Below are 14800 nucleotides of genomic sequence, written 5' to 3'. Positions count from 1 at the left end.
AAACGTATCAGGAACCATACCTTTGCAAGAATTTATAAATTAATGCATGATTATGAGTAAAGTAAAAGAAAATGATACCGTAGCGGTACATTATACAGGAAAATTAACAAACGGACAGGTTTTTGACAGTTCTGTGGACCGAGAGCCTTTAAAAATCCAATTAGGACAAGGGCAATTGATTCCGGGCTTCGAAAAAGCTTTGGTAGATATGGAAGTTAACGAAAAGAAAACGGTAACTATTCCTAAAGAAGAAGCTTACGGCGAAGTACGCAAAGATTTGTTTCAAAAATTACCTAAGACAGAACTTCCTGAGAGCATTAAACCTGAAGTTGGTTTAGGCCTTGTAGGTTCAAGACCTGATGGTACACAGCAACAATTCAGAATTGCTGAAGTAAGCGACGATCATATCGTTATAGACGCCAACCATCCATTAGCCGGACAAGAACTGGTATTCGATTTGGAATTGGTTAGTATCGACTAACACGACTATAAAATGAACAAAAAGCCTCAACATCTGTTGGGGCTTTTTTTATGGAATTTCCTTATGAATTGAAAATTAGCCAAGATGCTTCAGTGCTTAAATCCCCGGAACTTTTTAATCAAGGCAAGATCCAGGAATACAAACCATAAAATACAGGCCGTAAAGGTGATTTTTTGAATGACGGGAAGTTGTTTAAGTAATACTTCAGATTCGTAGATATAGTAATTTGCCAGAAACAAAACCAAACACAGCACACCCAAAACAAAAAGTCCTTTAAAATGATCCAGATACAAGCTAACTAAAGCGATCATTAAGGAAATGGTTCCAAAAACTCCGGCAATACGCACCACCACATCATGATTTTGAGGTCCCAAAAGTAGGGTAGTACCCATAGCGAGCATACCTGTCCAGCGCATGAATACTAAAGCTTTGGCCTTTCTGAAAAACAATTTAGGCAAATACCACCACAACACCATTAAACTTAAACATAAAAATCCCAGAGCTATTTTGGCATACACACTGGCGGTATTTTCCAAACCGCTGATGGTTTGAGCATCCAGGAGATCGCAGAGGTAATTATCTTTTAAATGAAACCCGGTTTGCGCGGGCACATTCCAGGAACCACCGGGATAATGAAGCGCCGCCAGGCTGTAAAACACCACAAAAAGGAGCATACCGGCTATGGGGAGCCGGAAAAGGATATTTTGTTTGTTTGGTGAAAGTTTCATTGTAGGAAACTTTAGGGATTAAAGTTACAATTGATTTTGAGGTATATCACTGATTTTTATCATCATAATAACAACAATCCGGAATATTATTTAGGCTTAGAATTGCTTAGAAATAATCTCTATCGGTATTATTCGTTTGAACGAAGTTCCCGCAAATTGCTTTGACATAATTATGGTTACGATATGACCATAAAGGCGTTATATTTATAATTATGTGCAAATTGCGAAGCTATACGCAATTTGCTTTAGTAAACAATTGTTCTATAATTTATATTATGTAAAATAGAATATTTCAAATACTGCCCTGTACCATATCTTTTCTCTCTAATTCTAAAATAAAACAACCTCACCTTTTTAAAATTTTATTAGTAATTATTATAGTCAACACTAACAGAACACCATAATAAAAAAGGTATTTAAAATGGAATGGCATATTTTCATTTAAAGCAAACAAAACTCCAAGATTCACAGAAATATGAACAATAATAATCTCTAATAAATTTTTGTTTTTTTCATAGATGTAACCAAACAATAATCCTGCTAAAAAGGATATTATACATTGTTCAATATCCATATGCCAAGCGGAAAAAAATATGCTTGACATAATTATTGAGGTTTTTACCGAACACTTTTCTCTTAATTTGGTTTGTATTATCCCTCTGAAAAATAATTCTTCTAAAATAGGACCAATAAGTAATAGTTTAAAGCAATAATACCCTTTTGAAAAGGAAAAATTTTCGTTAAATAAAATATCTGAACTTGGTACCATTACCCCAATCTGTCCCAGATTTATATTTTTTAATAACAGGACTAAGTTTAATAAAGGAAATAAAAGCATTAGCAATAGGCCTAACACTATGAGTTTAAAAACTCTGAAAGCTGATATTTTATCAAATAAAATAATAGGTTTCCATACCCACAATAATATCCCTGAAAAAATCAGTAGTGATAGGTCAATACTAACAAGAACGGTAGTTTTAAAATAAAATATTTGTACTAAAATGTATGACAACATTAGTGTCGTCAACATAAGAAGTAAAAAAACTATTGCGATTTGTAGTAATACTTTGATTTGTTCTAATTTCCGGTGAAGTTGAAAATTTTTACAATACCATTCTTTTTAATTATGTATAAATGAGACTAAAAAAATTATCGCTACAAGTTTTTAATCGACAAACGGTATGTGTACATAAAAAAAGAACCGACATCCAAAAGGATGCCGGTTCACACTATCAACATGAGGATCTTAGGGATCTAATTCTTAAGGGAGTTCATGTCAATAACAAATCTATATTTAACATCGCTGGCTACCACACGATCGTAAGCTTCATTAATATTCTGCATATTAATCATTTCAATATCACTTAAAATATCGTGTTCACCACAGAAATCCAACATTTCCTGAGTTTCCTTGATACCGCCAATTAATGATCCGGCGATGCGTTTACGTCCCATAATGATATTACCACCATGGAATGGTTTTAAGGGCTCTACAGCGCCTACCAAACACATCGTTGCATCAATCTTCAATAATCCTAAATACGGATTCATATCGTGACCTACAGGAATGGTATTCAATATGAAATCGAAACTTCCGGCGTGTTTTTTCATTTCATCTTCATCCGTTGAAATCAAAACCTCGTCGGCTCCCAAATCCTTGGCATCACCGGCTTTATCCGGTGATCTGGTGATCATCACGGTATGTGCGCCCAGGGCATGCGCGAATTTTACACCCATATGTCCCAGTCCGCCCAGACCAACAACACCTACCTTATCGCCTTTTTTAACGTTCCAGTGACGTAATGGCGACCAGGTGGTAATTCCGGCACATAATAAGGGCGCGGCTCCCGGTTTATAAATATTTTCCGGTAAACGCAGTACAAATTGCTTGTCTACAGTGATCGCCGTAGCGTAGCCACCATAGGTATTCGTTCCCGGAATATGCGGGTTAGGACTGTTATAGGTAAACGTTGCGCCGTTTTCACAGAACTGCTCCAGATCTCTTTCGCAAGAGGCGCATTCGTGGCAGGAATCTACCATACAGCCCACGCCTACGTAGTCGCCCACTTTAAAATCGGAAACATTGTTTCCTACGGCTACCACTTTTCCAATAATTTCATGACCCGGAACTACAGGATATTTAGATCCGCCCCATTCGTTTCGAGCGGTATGAATATCACTGTGACACACGCCACAATAGGTTATTTCAATTTTAACATCGTCGGCTTCCGGTTCACGGCGCTCAATATCCATCGGCTTTAGATCCTCTGTTGCTCCGGCCGTCCCGAAAGCTTTTACTGTTGTTGTATTCATATATTTATTATGCGTTTTTTAAATTAATTTTTAAATCGATTTGTGCTTTCAATAATTTTGAAATCGGACAAACCTCTTTTGCTTTCTGGGCAATTTGCTGAAACTGTTCTGCATCAATACCAGGTACATCACCATTCAGATTAAGCGTGATATTGGTTACTGCACCATCTTCAAAGGTTCCCGTGGCATTTACGTCCAACGTATTTGCTGTAAAGTCATTCTCATTCAGCAAAAAGCTCAATTGCATGGCGAAACATCCGGCATGTGCGGCTCCCACCAGTTCTTCAGGATTAGTGCCCTTCTCCCCGTCTTCAAAACGCGTATGAAAGGAGTACTGTGTATTTTCCAATACCTTGCTGCCTGTAGTTAAGGCGCCTTTTCCATCTTTTCCACTGCCATTCCATACGGCTTTTGCTTTTCTTGTAAATTTCATTATTTAAATTTTTAAAAGTTAATAGTTCAGTTTGTTAAGCCTCTTTCAAAGCTTCTGATTTCGGATAATCTGTATATCCTTTTTTACCCGGTGTGTAGAAGGTATCTTCATCCCAATCGGCTAATTCCAAGTGATGCTCAAAACGTTCTACCAGGTCCGGATTTGAAATAAAAGGTTTTCCGAAGGCTACCAAATCGGCATCGCCATCTTCAATCACTTTATTTCCTTTTTCCTGATCAAAACCGGCATTGATCATTAAAGTTCCGTTGTACATTGGTCTGAAATGTTTTGCAATCTCGGTGACCGCGTACGGAATATCAGAAACATCGTTAAACGGTTCTGATAAATGAATGTATGCCAGGTTATAATCGTTTAATTTTTTGATAATGTATTCGAAGGTCGGAATTGTTTCTTCATCCATCGTCATTCCAAAAATACCATTCAGCGACGGATTAAAACGTGCTCCGATCTTTTCTTCAGGAATCACTTCCTTAATGGCATCGAGGGTTTCAAAAAAGAAACGTGCCCGGTTTTCTATACTGCCACCGTACTCATCAGTCCTGTGGTTTGAGGTTCCATTAAAGAACTGGTGAAATAAATAACCGTTGGAAGAATGTATTTCTACACCGTCAAAACCTGCTTTTACCGCATTGGCCGCGGCATTTCTAAAATCATTTATCGTGGTTTTGATCTCGTCTTTGGTCATGGCTTTAGGTGCTACAGTATCTTTAAAACCTTCCGGTGTGTACGACTGTGCATTCGGATTTACATCTGAAGCCGATAAAGGCAATTCCCCATCGTGAAAATCGGGATGCGACATGCGGCCCACGTGCCATAATTGAATAAAGATCTTTCCGCCTTTATCATGAACACGCTTGGTGACCTTCTTCCAGCCTTCTACCTGTGCCTCTGTGTGAATTCCGGGGGTATTGATATACCCTACGGCACGCTCAGAAACCTGCGATCCTTCCGTAATAATTAATCCTGCGGAAGCGCGTTGTTCGTAATAAATGCCTTGTAATTCATCGGTTGGTACTTTGCTTTCGTTATCGGCTCTACTTCTTGTCATGGGCGCCATGACCACGCGATTTTTAAGGTCTAAATTTTTGTGATAAGGCGTCAATAAAGGTTGTTTACTCATATTTTTCTCTTTCTATTTTATTAGGTTTATGTATGTGTGGAAATACCTGATTTTTCAGGTCTTTTCATAATTTCCTAACGTAAAAGTAAGAGACAATACGCAGAATTCTATTGATGTATATCAATTAGAGAAAATTTAACTTTTTAGCGTACGGCGCACGCGACTCAAGTTTTCTGGAGAAACGCCCAGGTAATTTGCAATGTCGTAATTAGCAACACGATTTTCGATATTTGGGTAAGATGTACAAAATTCCAGATACCGGGCTTTGGTATCTTTTTCCAGAGTTGATAAGATGCGTTTGCGCTGGGAAATAAAGGCATTTGTAACTAAAATGCGGAAGTAGCGTTCGAAAATGGGCGCCTCGTCATAAAGCTTTTGAAGGTTTTCATAGCTGATGGAAAGGAGTCTAGAAGGTTCTATAGCCTCCAGGTATAATCGTGAAGGATTACCATTAAAATAGGCGTCAAAATCACCAATCCACCAGTCCTCTATCGCAAATTGTATGATATGTCTACTCCCCTTTTCATCCATGTAATACGCCTTCAAACAACCTTCAACCACAAAATATTCGTGCATAACCTGTGTTCCGGGCTGCAGTAAAAAGGTGCCTTTACCCATTGAAACTTCATTCAAAAGGGACTGTAATAACTCTAAATCGGAATCTTTTGGCGCAACATAACGCCTTACGTGGTCCGCGATAACAGGATACTTCATACGTAAAAATAGAAAATAATCTAATATTTAGGAATACCAGGAAAGAATAAGAAACCGATCTTATTCGATTTCTTCATAATCAATGTAATCGCCAACCTCGTCTGATGAGGCTTTTCTTTGATTCGGCATTTTGTCGATGGTTACTTCACCCTCTTTTTTAGGTGCTTCACGCTGATTCTGTTCATATCGGCCACCAAATTGCTCCTCGGCTTTCTTAGCCACAAAACGCATAAGCACTGGCGCGAACAAACGACTTAATATTTTAATACCGAAATAAACCAGCATGATAATAAGAATCATGCGTACTAACCCGGTAGCAGATGCATATTGCATAAAATGTAATTTTCTACAAATTTACAACAGAATACCCTTAAAACTGGTTCAAAAACCTTAAAAAATCTATAAAATATCTATATTTGACTAATGTCGAATTAAAGACTTCAACACAATACACGATAATAACTTTTAATAAAATAGTTATGAACCCACTAAAATCTACTTTAATATTAATCTTTAGTTTATGGACCGGCACCGCGCTGGCTCAATATACTGATGTTATCAATTCCAATCGTCCGGGTGTTTCTAAAAGCGCTTTTTCTGTAGGCACCGGAGTGCTACAATTCGAATTGGGACCTTACCTGGTGAAAGAAGAGCGTAGCCCCTTCCCTGCCTATGATGTTGATGGCTTTGGAATTGATTTTGCCACGCGTTATGGGTTTTTATTTGAGGAATTGGAACTGAATATTGAAGGCACCTATCAGAATGATAATAAAGTTTTTAAAGCCACACCGAATTCTGTAAACGATCGTGGAAATTTTAAAACGCTTACTATTGGTGCAAAGTATTTGCTTTACGATCCTAATAAAAATGAAGAAGCTAATAAGCCGAATCTGTATAGCTGGAAAGCCAATCATGGTTTTAGATGGCGTTCGTTGATACCTGCTGTTGCTGTTTATGCCGGAGCGCATTATGACACCAAGGACAATCCATATACCGCTGCAGGAATCGAAGGTTTTAGCCCGAAAGTAATGATCGCGACACAGCATAATTTTGCCGGTGGCTGGGTGTTAGTGATGAATTTTATCAAAGAGCGTATTGGCACAGATCAATCAGATTTCTCTTATGTGATCTCATTAACGCATGCTTTAAGTCCGAAATGGGTAATTTTTGGAGAAACGCAGGGTATTCAAAGTGATTTTTATGCAGATAACCTGTTCCGCGTTGGTGGCGCCTTTTTATGGACTAAAGATTTCCAGCTGGACACAGCATTAACCTTCAATACCAAAGATACGCCGTCTGTTTTTAATGCGAATTTCGGCATGTCCTACCGCTTTGATTTTCATAATGACAAAGTTGTTGATAACGGGACTTCCGCTCAGGATGAAGGGAAACGAAGAAAACGTAGAAATAAACGTAGAAAATCAGATGAAATTCCACCACATCTACAACAAAAGCGTGATGTCCAGGAATTCGATAATTAAAAATAGCGTTCAATTTAGTAGCAGTATATGATTACACTCAAAGAAGTACAGTCCAAATCCGACTTAAAGGCTTTTGTGAAATTTCCATTTAAGATCTACAAGGATAATCCGTATTGGGTACCCCCGATTATTAGTCAGGAGATGAATTCTTTCAACAAAAAGGAAAACCCTGTGTTTGAGGATGCCGCTGCGCGGTTGTTCCTGGCTTACAAAGGAAAGGAAATTGTAGGACGCATTGCTGCCATTATCAATTGGGCTGAGGTCAAAGAGTCCAAACTTAAAAAAATGCGTTTCGGCTGGTTCGATTTTGTGGATGATCCTGAGGTTTCCAAAACCTTATTGGATGAAGTTGCTACGATTGGAAAAGCTAATAATTTGGATTACATGGAAGGGCCTGTAGGGTTCTCTAATTTAGATAAGGTTGGCGTGATGACAGAAGGTTTTGAAAGTAAATCGACCATGGTTACCTGGTATAACGCGGCGTATTATCAAAAGCATTACGAAGCTTACGGAATGACCATTGAAAAGGGCTACATCGAGAGTCAATTTAGTTTTAGTAATGTAAACCCGGACTTTTTTGTGAAAGCGCAAGCCCTGATCAAACGCCGGTACAATTTAAGAGCTTTAAATTTTAAAAAAACCAGTGAGGTAATGCCTTATGTTGATCAAATGTTTGATCTCTTTAACACAACTTACGCAAAATTGTCCTCATTCGTAGCTATCAGCGATATTCAAAAAGCGTATTTCAAAAAGAAATTTATCAGTTTTATAAATCCAGAATACATCAAATTCGTGATGGATGACGATGATAACATGATCGCCTTTGCCATTGTGATGCCTAGTTTTGCTGATGCCTTACAAAAAATGAAAGGTAAATTATTTCCTTTCGGATTTACACATCTTTTACATGCTAAAAAACACAGTAAAAATGTGGTTTTTTATCTTATTGGTGTAACTCCGGAATTTCAAAACAAGGGTATTCATGCCATTATTTTTGATGAATATTATAGAACCTTCAAGGAGAAGGGAATTGAAAATTGTTTTCGTACACCTGAATTAGACGATAATGAAGCGATACACAATCTTTGGAAGCATTTCGATCCGAAGATCACGAAACGTAGAAAAACATACCGAAAAGACCTGAAATAAAAAAAATCCGATGCATCAAACATCGGATTTTTATTTAAGTAATATTTGAATAAGCTACTCACCCATCGCAGCCATAACTGCGGCAGATAAGCGTTTATAAGTGCCGTTATCTAAACGCTCTCTAATGGCATCAAAAGCATCTAAAGTTTCCTCTACATCCTTTAACGTGTGCGTTGCTGTTGGAATCATTCTAAGTAAAATCATTCCTTTAGGTATTACAGGATAAACCACTATAGAACAGAAGATTCCGTAATTTTCTCTTAGGTCACGTACAAGTGCCATAGCCTCCGGAATACTTCCTTTTAAATACACGGGCGTAACACAACTTTGTGTGGTACCGATATCAAAACCACGCGCCTTTAACCCGGACTGTAAGGCATTAACAATAGTCCAAAGATTTTCTTTTAACTCTGGCATGGTTCGCAACATATCCAAACGTTTTAAAGCGCCGGCCGTCAATTGCATTTGCAATGACTTGGCAAACATTTGAGAACGTAGATTATATTTTAAGTAGTCGATGATTTCTTTATCGCCCGCAATAAAAGCTCCGGTACTCGCCATCGATTTCGCGAAGGTTGCAAAATACACATCGATGTCATCCTGAACGCCCTGCTCCTCACCTGTTCCTGCACCTGTTTTTCCAAGGGTTCCGAATCCGTGAGCATCATCAACTAAAAATCTGAAATTATATTTTTTCTTTAATGCAACGATTTCTTTTAAACGTCCTTGCTCGCCTCGCATTCCAAAAACACCTTCAGAGATCACCAGGATCCCGCCTCCGGTCTGTTCTGCCATTTTTGTGGCACGTTCCAGGTTTTTCTCTAAGCTCTCAACATCGTTGTGTTTGTAGGTAAAGCGTTTTCCCATATGAAGACGTACACCATCAATAATGCAGGCATGCGCATCCACATCGTAAACAATAATATCATCTTTTCCAACCAAAGCATCGATAGTAGATAAAATACCCTGGTATCCAAAATTTAAAAGATAAGCTGCTTGTTTGTTAACAAAGGCCGCTAATTCGTTCTGAAGTTTTTCGTGCAGATCAGTGTGCCCGGACATCATTCGCGCTCCCATAGGATACGCGGAACCGTACTGCGCTGCTGCTTCTGCATCTACTTTTCGAACTTCAGGATGGTTGGCCAGTCCCAGATAATCATTGATACTCCAGGTAATCACTTCTTTTCCCTGAAATTTCATTCTATTCGATATCTGACCTTCCAATTTAGGAAATACAAAGTAGCCCTCAGCTTGAGACGCCCATTTTCCTAATGGTCCTTTATCTTTATAAATTTTTTCAAATAAATCTTTCATTTAATAAATTCTTATGCATTTAAATCCGTACAAATTTTGCAAAAAAACACATAGGTTAATGGTCGCTTTAAAATGCAATTTAAACATTATATACGGTTCGTTACTAATTAGCTGTGCAAAATTAAATATTTCTATGATTTGACCATAATTTTTGGCCTTCAATTATTAACAAATAAGCAAAAGAAAAGCGTTTTCAATAAAATATCAAAAACGCTTTTCTGGTTTGACTTAGTATATTTTACTTAATGTACTGTATCTTTTCAGCGGTATGAACATTAACGCTATCGAAAAAGCCTTGTTCGCTCATCCACTTATCACTGTAAACTTTACTCATGTAACGCGAACCGTGGTCTGGGAAAATAATAACGACCTGATCTGTTTTTTTGAATCGGTTTTCCTCACCTAATTGCTTTATGGCCTGCATGGCAGCACCTGAAGTATAGCCCACAAAAAGACCTTCTGTTTTGGCGATGGCACGAGCCATGTGTGCACTTTCTTCATCCGTAACTTTTACAAATTCATCTATCACATCAAAATCAGTTGCTGTAGGAATTAAATTTTTTCCTAAGCCTTCAATACGGTAAGGATAAATTTCCTTTTCGTCGAACTCTCTGGTTTCATGATACTTCTTTATCACCGATCCAAAAGCATCAACACCAATAATTTGAATATCGGGATTTTGTTCTTTTAAGTATTTGGCTGTTCCTGAAATGGTTCCTCCGGTACCACTACACGCCACTAAGTGGGTAATTTTACCTTCTGTTTGATTCCAGATCTCAGGACCTGTACTATTATAATGCGCATCAATATTCAATTGATTGAAATATTGATTGATATATACTGAACCTTTAGTTTCTTCGTGAAGGCGTTTTGCCACTTGATAATACGAACGCGGATCGTCTGCACTTACGTGAGCCGGGCAAACATACACCTTGGCTCCCATGGTCTTTAGCATATCAATCTTATCTGCAGAGGATTTAGAACTAACCGCAAGAATACATTTATACCCCTTAATGATGCTCACCATCGCAATACTGAAACCGGTGTTACCCGAAGTGGTTTCAATAATAGTGTCGCCGGGTGTCAAGATGCCTTGTTTTTCGGCTTGTTCTATGATGTATAAAGCGATGCGATCTTTGGACGATTGTCCGGGGTTGAATGATTCTACTTTTGCGAAAAAGTTCCCTTGGAGTTCTGATGTAATGCGATTTAATCTTACAAGTGGTGTATTACCAACTAAATCGAGTACATTATCAAAAACTTGATTCGTGTGTTTCATAAAAGCTATTTAAAAGCAGCATTCCCTAATAAAGAATACGTCTTAAAACCTGACAAAAATAACACAATTTTTTTTATTAGCATGAAATTCCTTCCAAATCTAATAAAAAGGTATACTCCATAGCTACTTCTATTAAACTTTCAAAACGCCCTGAAGCCCCGCCATGACCCGAATCCATGTCAGTATGAAGTAATAAAATATTATTATCAGTTTTTAAATCCCTTAATTTGGCTACCCATTTGGCCGGTTCCCAATATTGCACCTGAGAATCATGTAACCCTGTAGTAACCAACATATTCGGGTATTCCTGAGTAGTTACATTGTCATACGGTGAATAAGACTTCATATACCAATAATAGGCTTCATTGTTAGGATTTCCCCATTCGTCGTATTCTCCTGTGGTTAATGGTATACTGTCATCCAACATGGTGGTTACCACATCAACAAAAGGTACGGCAGCCAACACACCATGATACAATTCAGGGTTCATATTCACAATTGCACCCATTAAAAGACCTCCGGCAGATCCCCCATAGGCATAGAGATGCTTTTCAGAAGTGTATTTATTTTCGATGAGGAATTTAGAACAATCAATAAAATCCGTAAACGTATTCTTTTTCATTAAAAGCTTACCGTCTTCATACCAATGACGCCCCAAATATTCACCACCACGAACATGAGCGATGGCATAAATAAATCCCCGATCCAGTAAACTCAAACGAATCGATGAAAAAGAAGGATCTGTCGTAGAGCCGTAGGAACCGTATGCATATTGCAACAAAGGACTATTCCCATTTATAGGCGTATCCTTGTGATACACCAGCGAAATTGGAATTTTCACACCATCACCGGCTGTGGCCCAGAGCCGTTCCGCAATGTAATTGTTCTTATCAAAAGTGCCTCCAAGAACTTCCTGTTCTTTTTTAACTTCCTTGGTTTTCGTTGAAAAGCTGTAATCTATTACCGAGCTTGGTGTGGTTAGCGAATTATAACCATAGCGTAGCACGCCACTTTCAAAATCAGGATTATTCCCTATAAAAATATTATAGGTTTCTGACTCGAAATGCAAATAATAGTCCTCCATATCATTCCAACTCATGATCCGGAGCCTGTTTAGGCCGTTTTCGCGTTCGTTAACCACCAAATAGTCCTTGAAAATCTCAATATCTTCCAACAGAACCGAGCGTCGGTGGGGAATAACATCCGTCCAATATTTTTTATGCGTTTTATTTTCGGGTGTTTTGGAGAGCTTGAAATTTTGGGCATCATCTGCATTGGAAATCACGTAAAATTTATCTTCAAAGTGGGCAATACTATATTCCAGGTCTTTTTCACGTTCATAAAAAACTGTAAAAGGTTCGTCCGGGGTATCGGCATTTAAAATGCGATATTCGGAAGTCATGGTACTTGATGATCCAATAATGATGTATTTTCTGGATTTCGACTTATATACAAAGGTGTGAAACGTGTCATCTTCTTCCTTATAAACAATATCATCAGCACTATTATCTGAGCCTAAACGATGTTTACAAATTTTCTCAGAGCGAAGCGTCACTGGATCTTTCATGGCATAAAACAACGTGGCATTATCGTTTGCCCAAGTAGCACTTCCTGTAGTATTGATGATCTTATCCGGCAGGATCTCACCGGTAACTAAATTTTTAATTTGAATAGTGTATTGTCTTCTACTTACCACATCGGTTGAAAAAGCAGCCAGGGTATTATCCGGACTAATAGCGATGCTTCCTAAATTAAAATAAGCATGCCCTTTAGCCATGTCATTACAATCAAAGAGTAATTCTTCAGGTGCCTCTAGTGAATCTTTTTTGCGTACATAAACGGGGTAGTCTTTCCCTTTTACATAACGCGTGATATACCAATAACCATTAAGTTTGTAAGGCACCGTAGCGTCATCCTCCTTAATTCTGGCTTTCATTTCTTTGAATAGCGATTTCTGAAACCCCTCGGTGTGCTTCAGCATCTTTTTAGTATACGCATTTTCTGTCTTCAGATACTTTAAAACATCCTCATTCTCCCGCTCATTTAACCAGTAATAATCATCGATGCGCTCATCACTATGAATTTTTAACACCTTAGGGCGCTTTTCTGCTTTGGGAGGTTTAATCGTCTTTAATTCCTGACTCATGTGCCTATTAATCATTTAAATGTGGTCAAAAATAAAACTTAGAAACAGATTTTTGACATTTTTTTAATTATTTACTGAAGGTATTTTGAATTTTGAAGAATGTAATACCTTTGTTCAAACGTAAAAAACAACGCTATGTTTGGAGATATGATGCAAATGATGGGTAAATTGAAAGAAGCCCAGAAAAAAGTTGAAGAGACCAAAAAGAGACTGGATACGGTTTTAGTTGATGAATCGAGTTCGGACAATGAACTTCAAGTAACGCTTACCGCCAACAGAACCATCAAATCCATTGCAATTTCTGATGACTTAATGAAGGACAAAGAAAAACTCGAGGATTATTTAGTGATGACGCTCAATAAAGCCATTGAAAAAGCCACTAAAATAAACGAAGCCGAATTGGCCAGTGCCGCAAAAGACGGTCTGCCAAACATTCCTGGGATGGATATGTTCAAGTAAATTTAATCTAAATTCTTTAGGGTTTTCAGGAGTTTTTCGTGCATGTCATCGGTGTAATCCATATGCGTTGTAATACGCAATTTACCACCACCCATACTGATGATTCTAATATCTTTTGATGCCAGCTTTTCTTCAAAGTCGGTTTCACTGATACCATCCTCTAGTTCGAAAATAATGATATTGGTTTCAACCGGTTCTACTTTTTTGATCATGGACAGGGAACTCAGCACCTTCTCAATATCTTTAGCCTTAGCATGATCTTCTTTTAAACGATCAATATGATGTTCCAACGCATATAAACCGGCAGCGGCCAGATAACCCGCCTGACGCATATTACCACCAAATACTTTGCGAACACGCAAGGCATTTTCCATAATGGCTTCATCCCCTATCAAAACAGAACCTACCGGACAGCCTAAACCTTTACTTAAACACACGGAAATGGTGTCAAAAAGTTCTCCGTATTGTTTTGGGGTTTCATTTTTAGCCACTAAAGCATTCCATAATCTGGCGCCATCCAAATGGTAACCGAAGTTATTAGAATCGCAAACCGTGCGGATCTTTTTTAATTCTTCAAAATCCCAGCAAGCACCACCACCTTTGTTCGTGGTATTTTCAACTTCAACAAGCGTGGTTTTACTGTAATAATATGCATCCGGATTAATAGCTTCTATCACTTGTTTTGCTGTAAACATGCCTTTATCACCATCCACCAGTTTACAGGAAATACCACTGTTAAATGATGCACCCCCGGATTCGTAATTGTAAATATGGGCATACTTATCGCAAATAACCTGTTCACCAGGTTGAGTATGTAATTTTAGAGCCGTTTGATTGGCCATAGTCCCACTAGGAAAAAATAAAGCATTTGGTTTTCCAAAAAGTTTTGCCAGGTGAGCTTCAAGTTTGTTAACGGTGGGATCTTCACGAAACACGTCATCGCCTATCTCTGCACGCATCATGGCGTCCAGCATGCCTTTCGAAGGTTTGGTAACCGTGTCGCTGCGTAAGTCTATTATCATTTCAGCTATTTTTCTTCAAAAATAAATGAAATTTTAGGAAATGTTGATGAAATTCGATCGAGATTCTTTTGAAAAACTAAATATATCTGTATTTCAAATGGATATAAATTTTAAAGACGTTTTGTTTTTTAGAGCGCTTT

General features: G+C 38.1%; 15 protein-coding genes. 4 read left to right on the top strand and 11 right to left on the bottom strand.

What is annotated here, in order from left to right; translation table 11 throughout:
* The first annotated feature begins 52 nt into the window (after positions 1–52).
* Positions 53–481, top strand: a complete 429-nt coding sequence (locus ABD682_RS12470) for an FKBP-type peptidyl-prolyl cis-trans isomerase (protein WP_344741801.1) — start codon at positions 53–55, stop codon at positions 479–481.
* A gap of 89 nt (positions 482–570) precedes the next feature.
* On the opposite strand, the gene ABD682_RS12465 is transcribed toward ABD682_RS12470, so the two are convergent.
* From ABD682_RS12465 to ABD682_RS12435, 7 genes are all read right to left on the bottom strand, one after another.
* Positions 571–1209 (bottom strand): hypothetical protein, encoded by a 639-nt coding sequence (locus tag ABD682_RS12465; protein ID WP_344741799.1) that lies wholly within the window; start codon positions 1207–1209, stop codon positions 571–573.
* A gap of 346 nt (positions 1210–1555) precedes the next feature.
* A complete protein-coding gene (locus tag ABD682_RS12460) occupies positions 1556–2239 on the bottom strand; it encodes a CPBP family intramembrane glutamic endopeptidase (protein ID WP_344741796.1) in 684 nt (227 codons plus the stop codon).
* A 224-nt stretch (positions 2240–2463) separates the two neighbouring features.
* On the bottom strand, positions 2464–3522 hold the full coding sequence (locus ABD682_RS12455) for an NAD(P)-dependent alcohol dehydrogenase (RefSeq protein WP_344741794.1): 1059 nt from the start codon (positions 3520–3522) through the stop codon (positions 2464–2466).
* 7 nt (positions 3523–3529) lie between these two features.
* Positions 3530–3955, bottom strand: a complete 426-nt coding sequence (locus ABD682_RS12450; RefSeq protein WP_344741793.1) for an OsmC family protein — start codon at positions 3953–3955, stop codon at positions 3530–3532.
* A 34-nt stretch (positions 3956–3989) separates the two neighbouring features.
* Positions 3990–5096, bottom strand: a complete 1107-nt coding sequence (locus tag ABD682_RS12445; protein ID WP_344741791.1) for an alkene reductase — start codon at positions 5094–5096, stop codon at positions 3990–3992.
* Positions 5097–5231: 135 nt separating this feature from the next.
* Positions 5232–5810 carry a Crp/Fnr family transcriptional regulator gene (locus ABD682_RS12440; RefSeq protein WP_344741790.1) on the bottom strand — a complete coding sequence of 193 codons (579 nt, stop codon included), beginning with the start codon at positions 5808–5810 and terminating at the stop codon, positions 5232–5234.
* Between the two features lie 60 nt (positions 5811–5870).
* The gene (locus ABD682_RS12435) at positions 5871–6143 is read right to left on the bottom strand and encodes a DUF4834 family protein (protein WP_344741789.1); all 273 of its coding nucleotides are present in this window, start codon (positions 6141–6143) and stop codon (positions 5871–5873) included.
* A gap of 146 nt (positions 6144–6289) precedes the next feature.
* Here ABD682_RS12435 and ABD682_RS12430 point away from each other — a divergent pair, with 146 nt between their 5' ends.
* Positions 6290–7291 carry a transporter gene (locus tag ABD682_RS12430; protein ID WP_344741787.1) on the top strand — a complete coding sequence of 334 codons (1002 nt, stop codon included), beginning with the start codon at positions 6290–6292 and terminating at the stop codon, positions 7289–7291.
* A gap of 27 nt (positions 7292–7318) precedes the next feature.
* On the top strand, positions 7319–8440 hold the full coding sequence (locus ABD682_RS12425; protein WP_344741786.1) for a GTP cyclohydrolase: 1122 nt from the start codon (positions 7319–7321) through the stop codon (positions 8438–8440).
* A 54-nt stretch (positions 8441–8494) separates the two neighbouring features.
* Here the strand turns inward: ABD682_RS12425 and capB are convergent, their stop codons facing one another.
* The 3 genes from capB to ABD682_RS12410 all read right to left on the bottom strand — a co-directional run bounded on the left by capB (position 8495) and on the right by ABD682_RS12410 (position 13179).
* A complete protein-coding gene (gene capB / locus ABD682_RS12420; protein ID WP_344741785.1) occupies positions 8495–9754 on the bottom strand; it encodes a cysteate-C-fatty acyltransferase in 1260 nt (419 codons plus the stop codon).
* A gap of 238 nt (positions 9755–9992) precedes the next feature.
* The gene (gene capA / locus ABD682_RS12415) at positions 9993–11033 is read right to left on the bottom strand and encodes a cysteate synthase (protein ID WP_344741783.1); all 1041 of its coding nucleotides are present in this window, start codon (positions 11031–11033) and stop codon (positions 9993–9995) included.
* A gap of 76 nt (positions 11034–11109) precedes the next feature.
* Positions 11110–13179: a S9 family peptidase gene (locus ABD682_RS12410; protein WP_344741782.1), complete on the bottom strand. Its 2070-nt coding sequence runs from the start codon at positions 13177–13179 to the stop codon at positions 11110–11112.
* A gap of 135 nt (positions 13180–13314) precedes the next feature.
* On the opposite strand from ABD682_RS12410, the gene ABD682_RS12405 reads away from it, so the two are divergent.
* The gene (locus ABD682_RS12405; protein ID WP_344741781.1) at positions 13315–13638 is read left to right on the top strand and encodes a YbaB/EbfC family nucleoid-associated protein; all 324 of its coding nucleotides are present in this window, start codon (positions 13315–13317) and stop codon (positions 13636–13638) included.
* Between the two features lie 2 nt (positions 13639–13640).
* On the opposite strand, the gene ABD682_RS12400 is transcribed toward ABD682_RS12405, so the two are convergent.
* A complete protein-coding gene (locus ABD682_RS12400; RefSeq protein WP_344741780.1) occupies positions 13641–14660 on the bottom strand; it encodes a threonine aldolase family protein in 1020 nt (339 codons plus the stop codon).
* Positions 14661–14800 lie beyond the last annotated feature (140 nt).

Origin of the sequence: Gaetbulibacter aestuarii (genome assembly GCF_039537665.1) — a bacterium.
Classification (GTDB): domain Bacteria; phylum Bacteroidota; class Bacteroidia; order Flavobacteriales; family Flavobacteriaceae; genus Gaetbulibacter_A; species Gaetbulibacter_A aestuarii.
The sequence above is the reverse complement of the archived record's forward strand: the minus strand, read 5'-3'. Positions and strand labels throughout refer to the sequence as shown.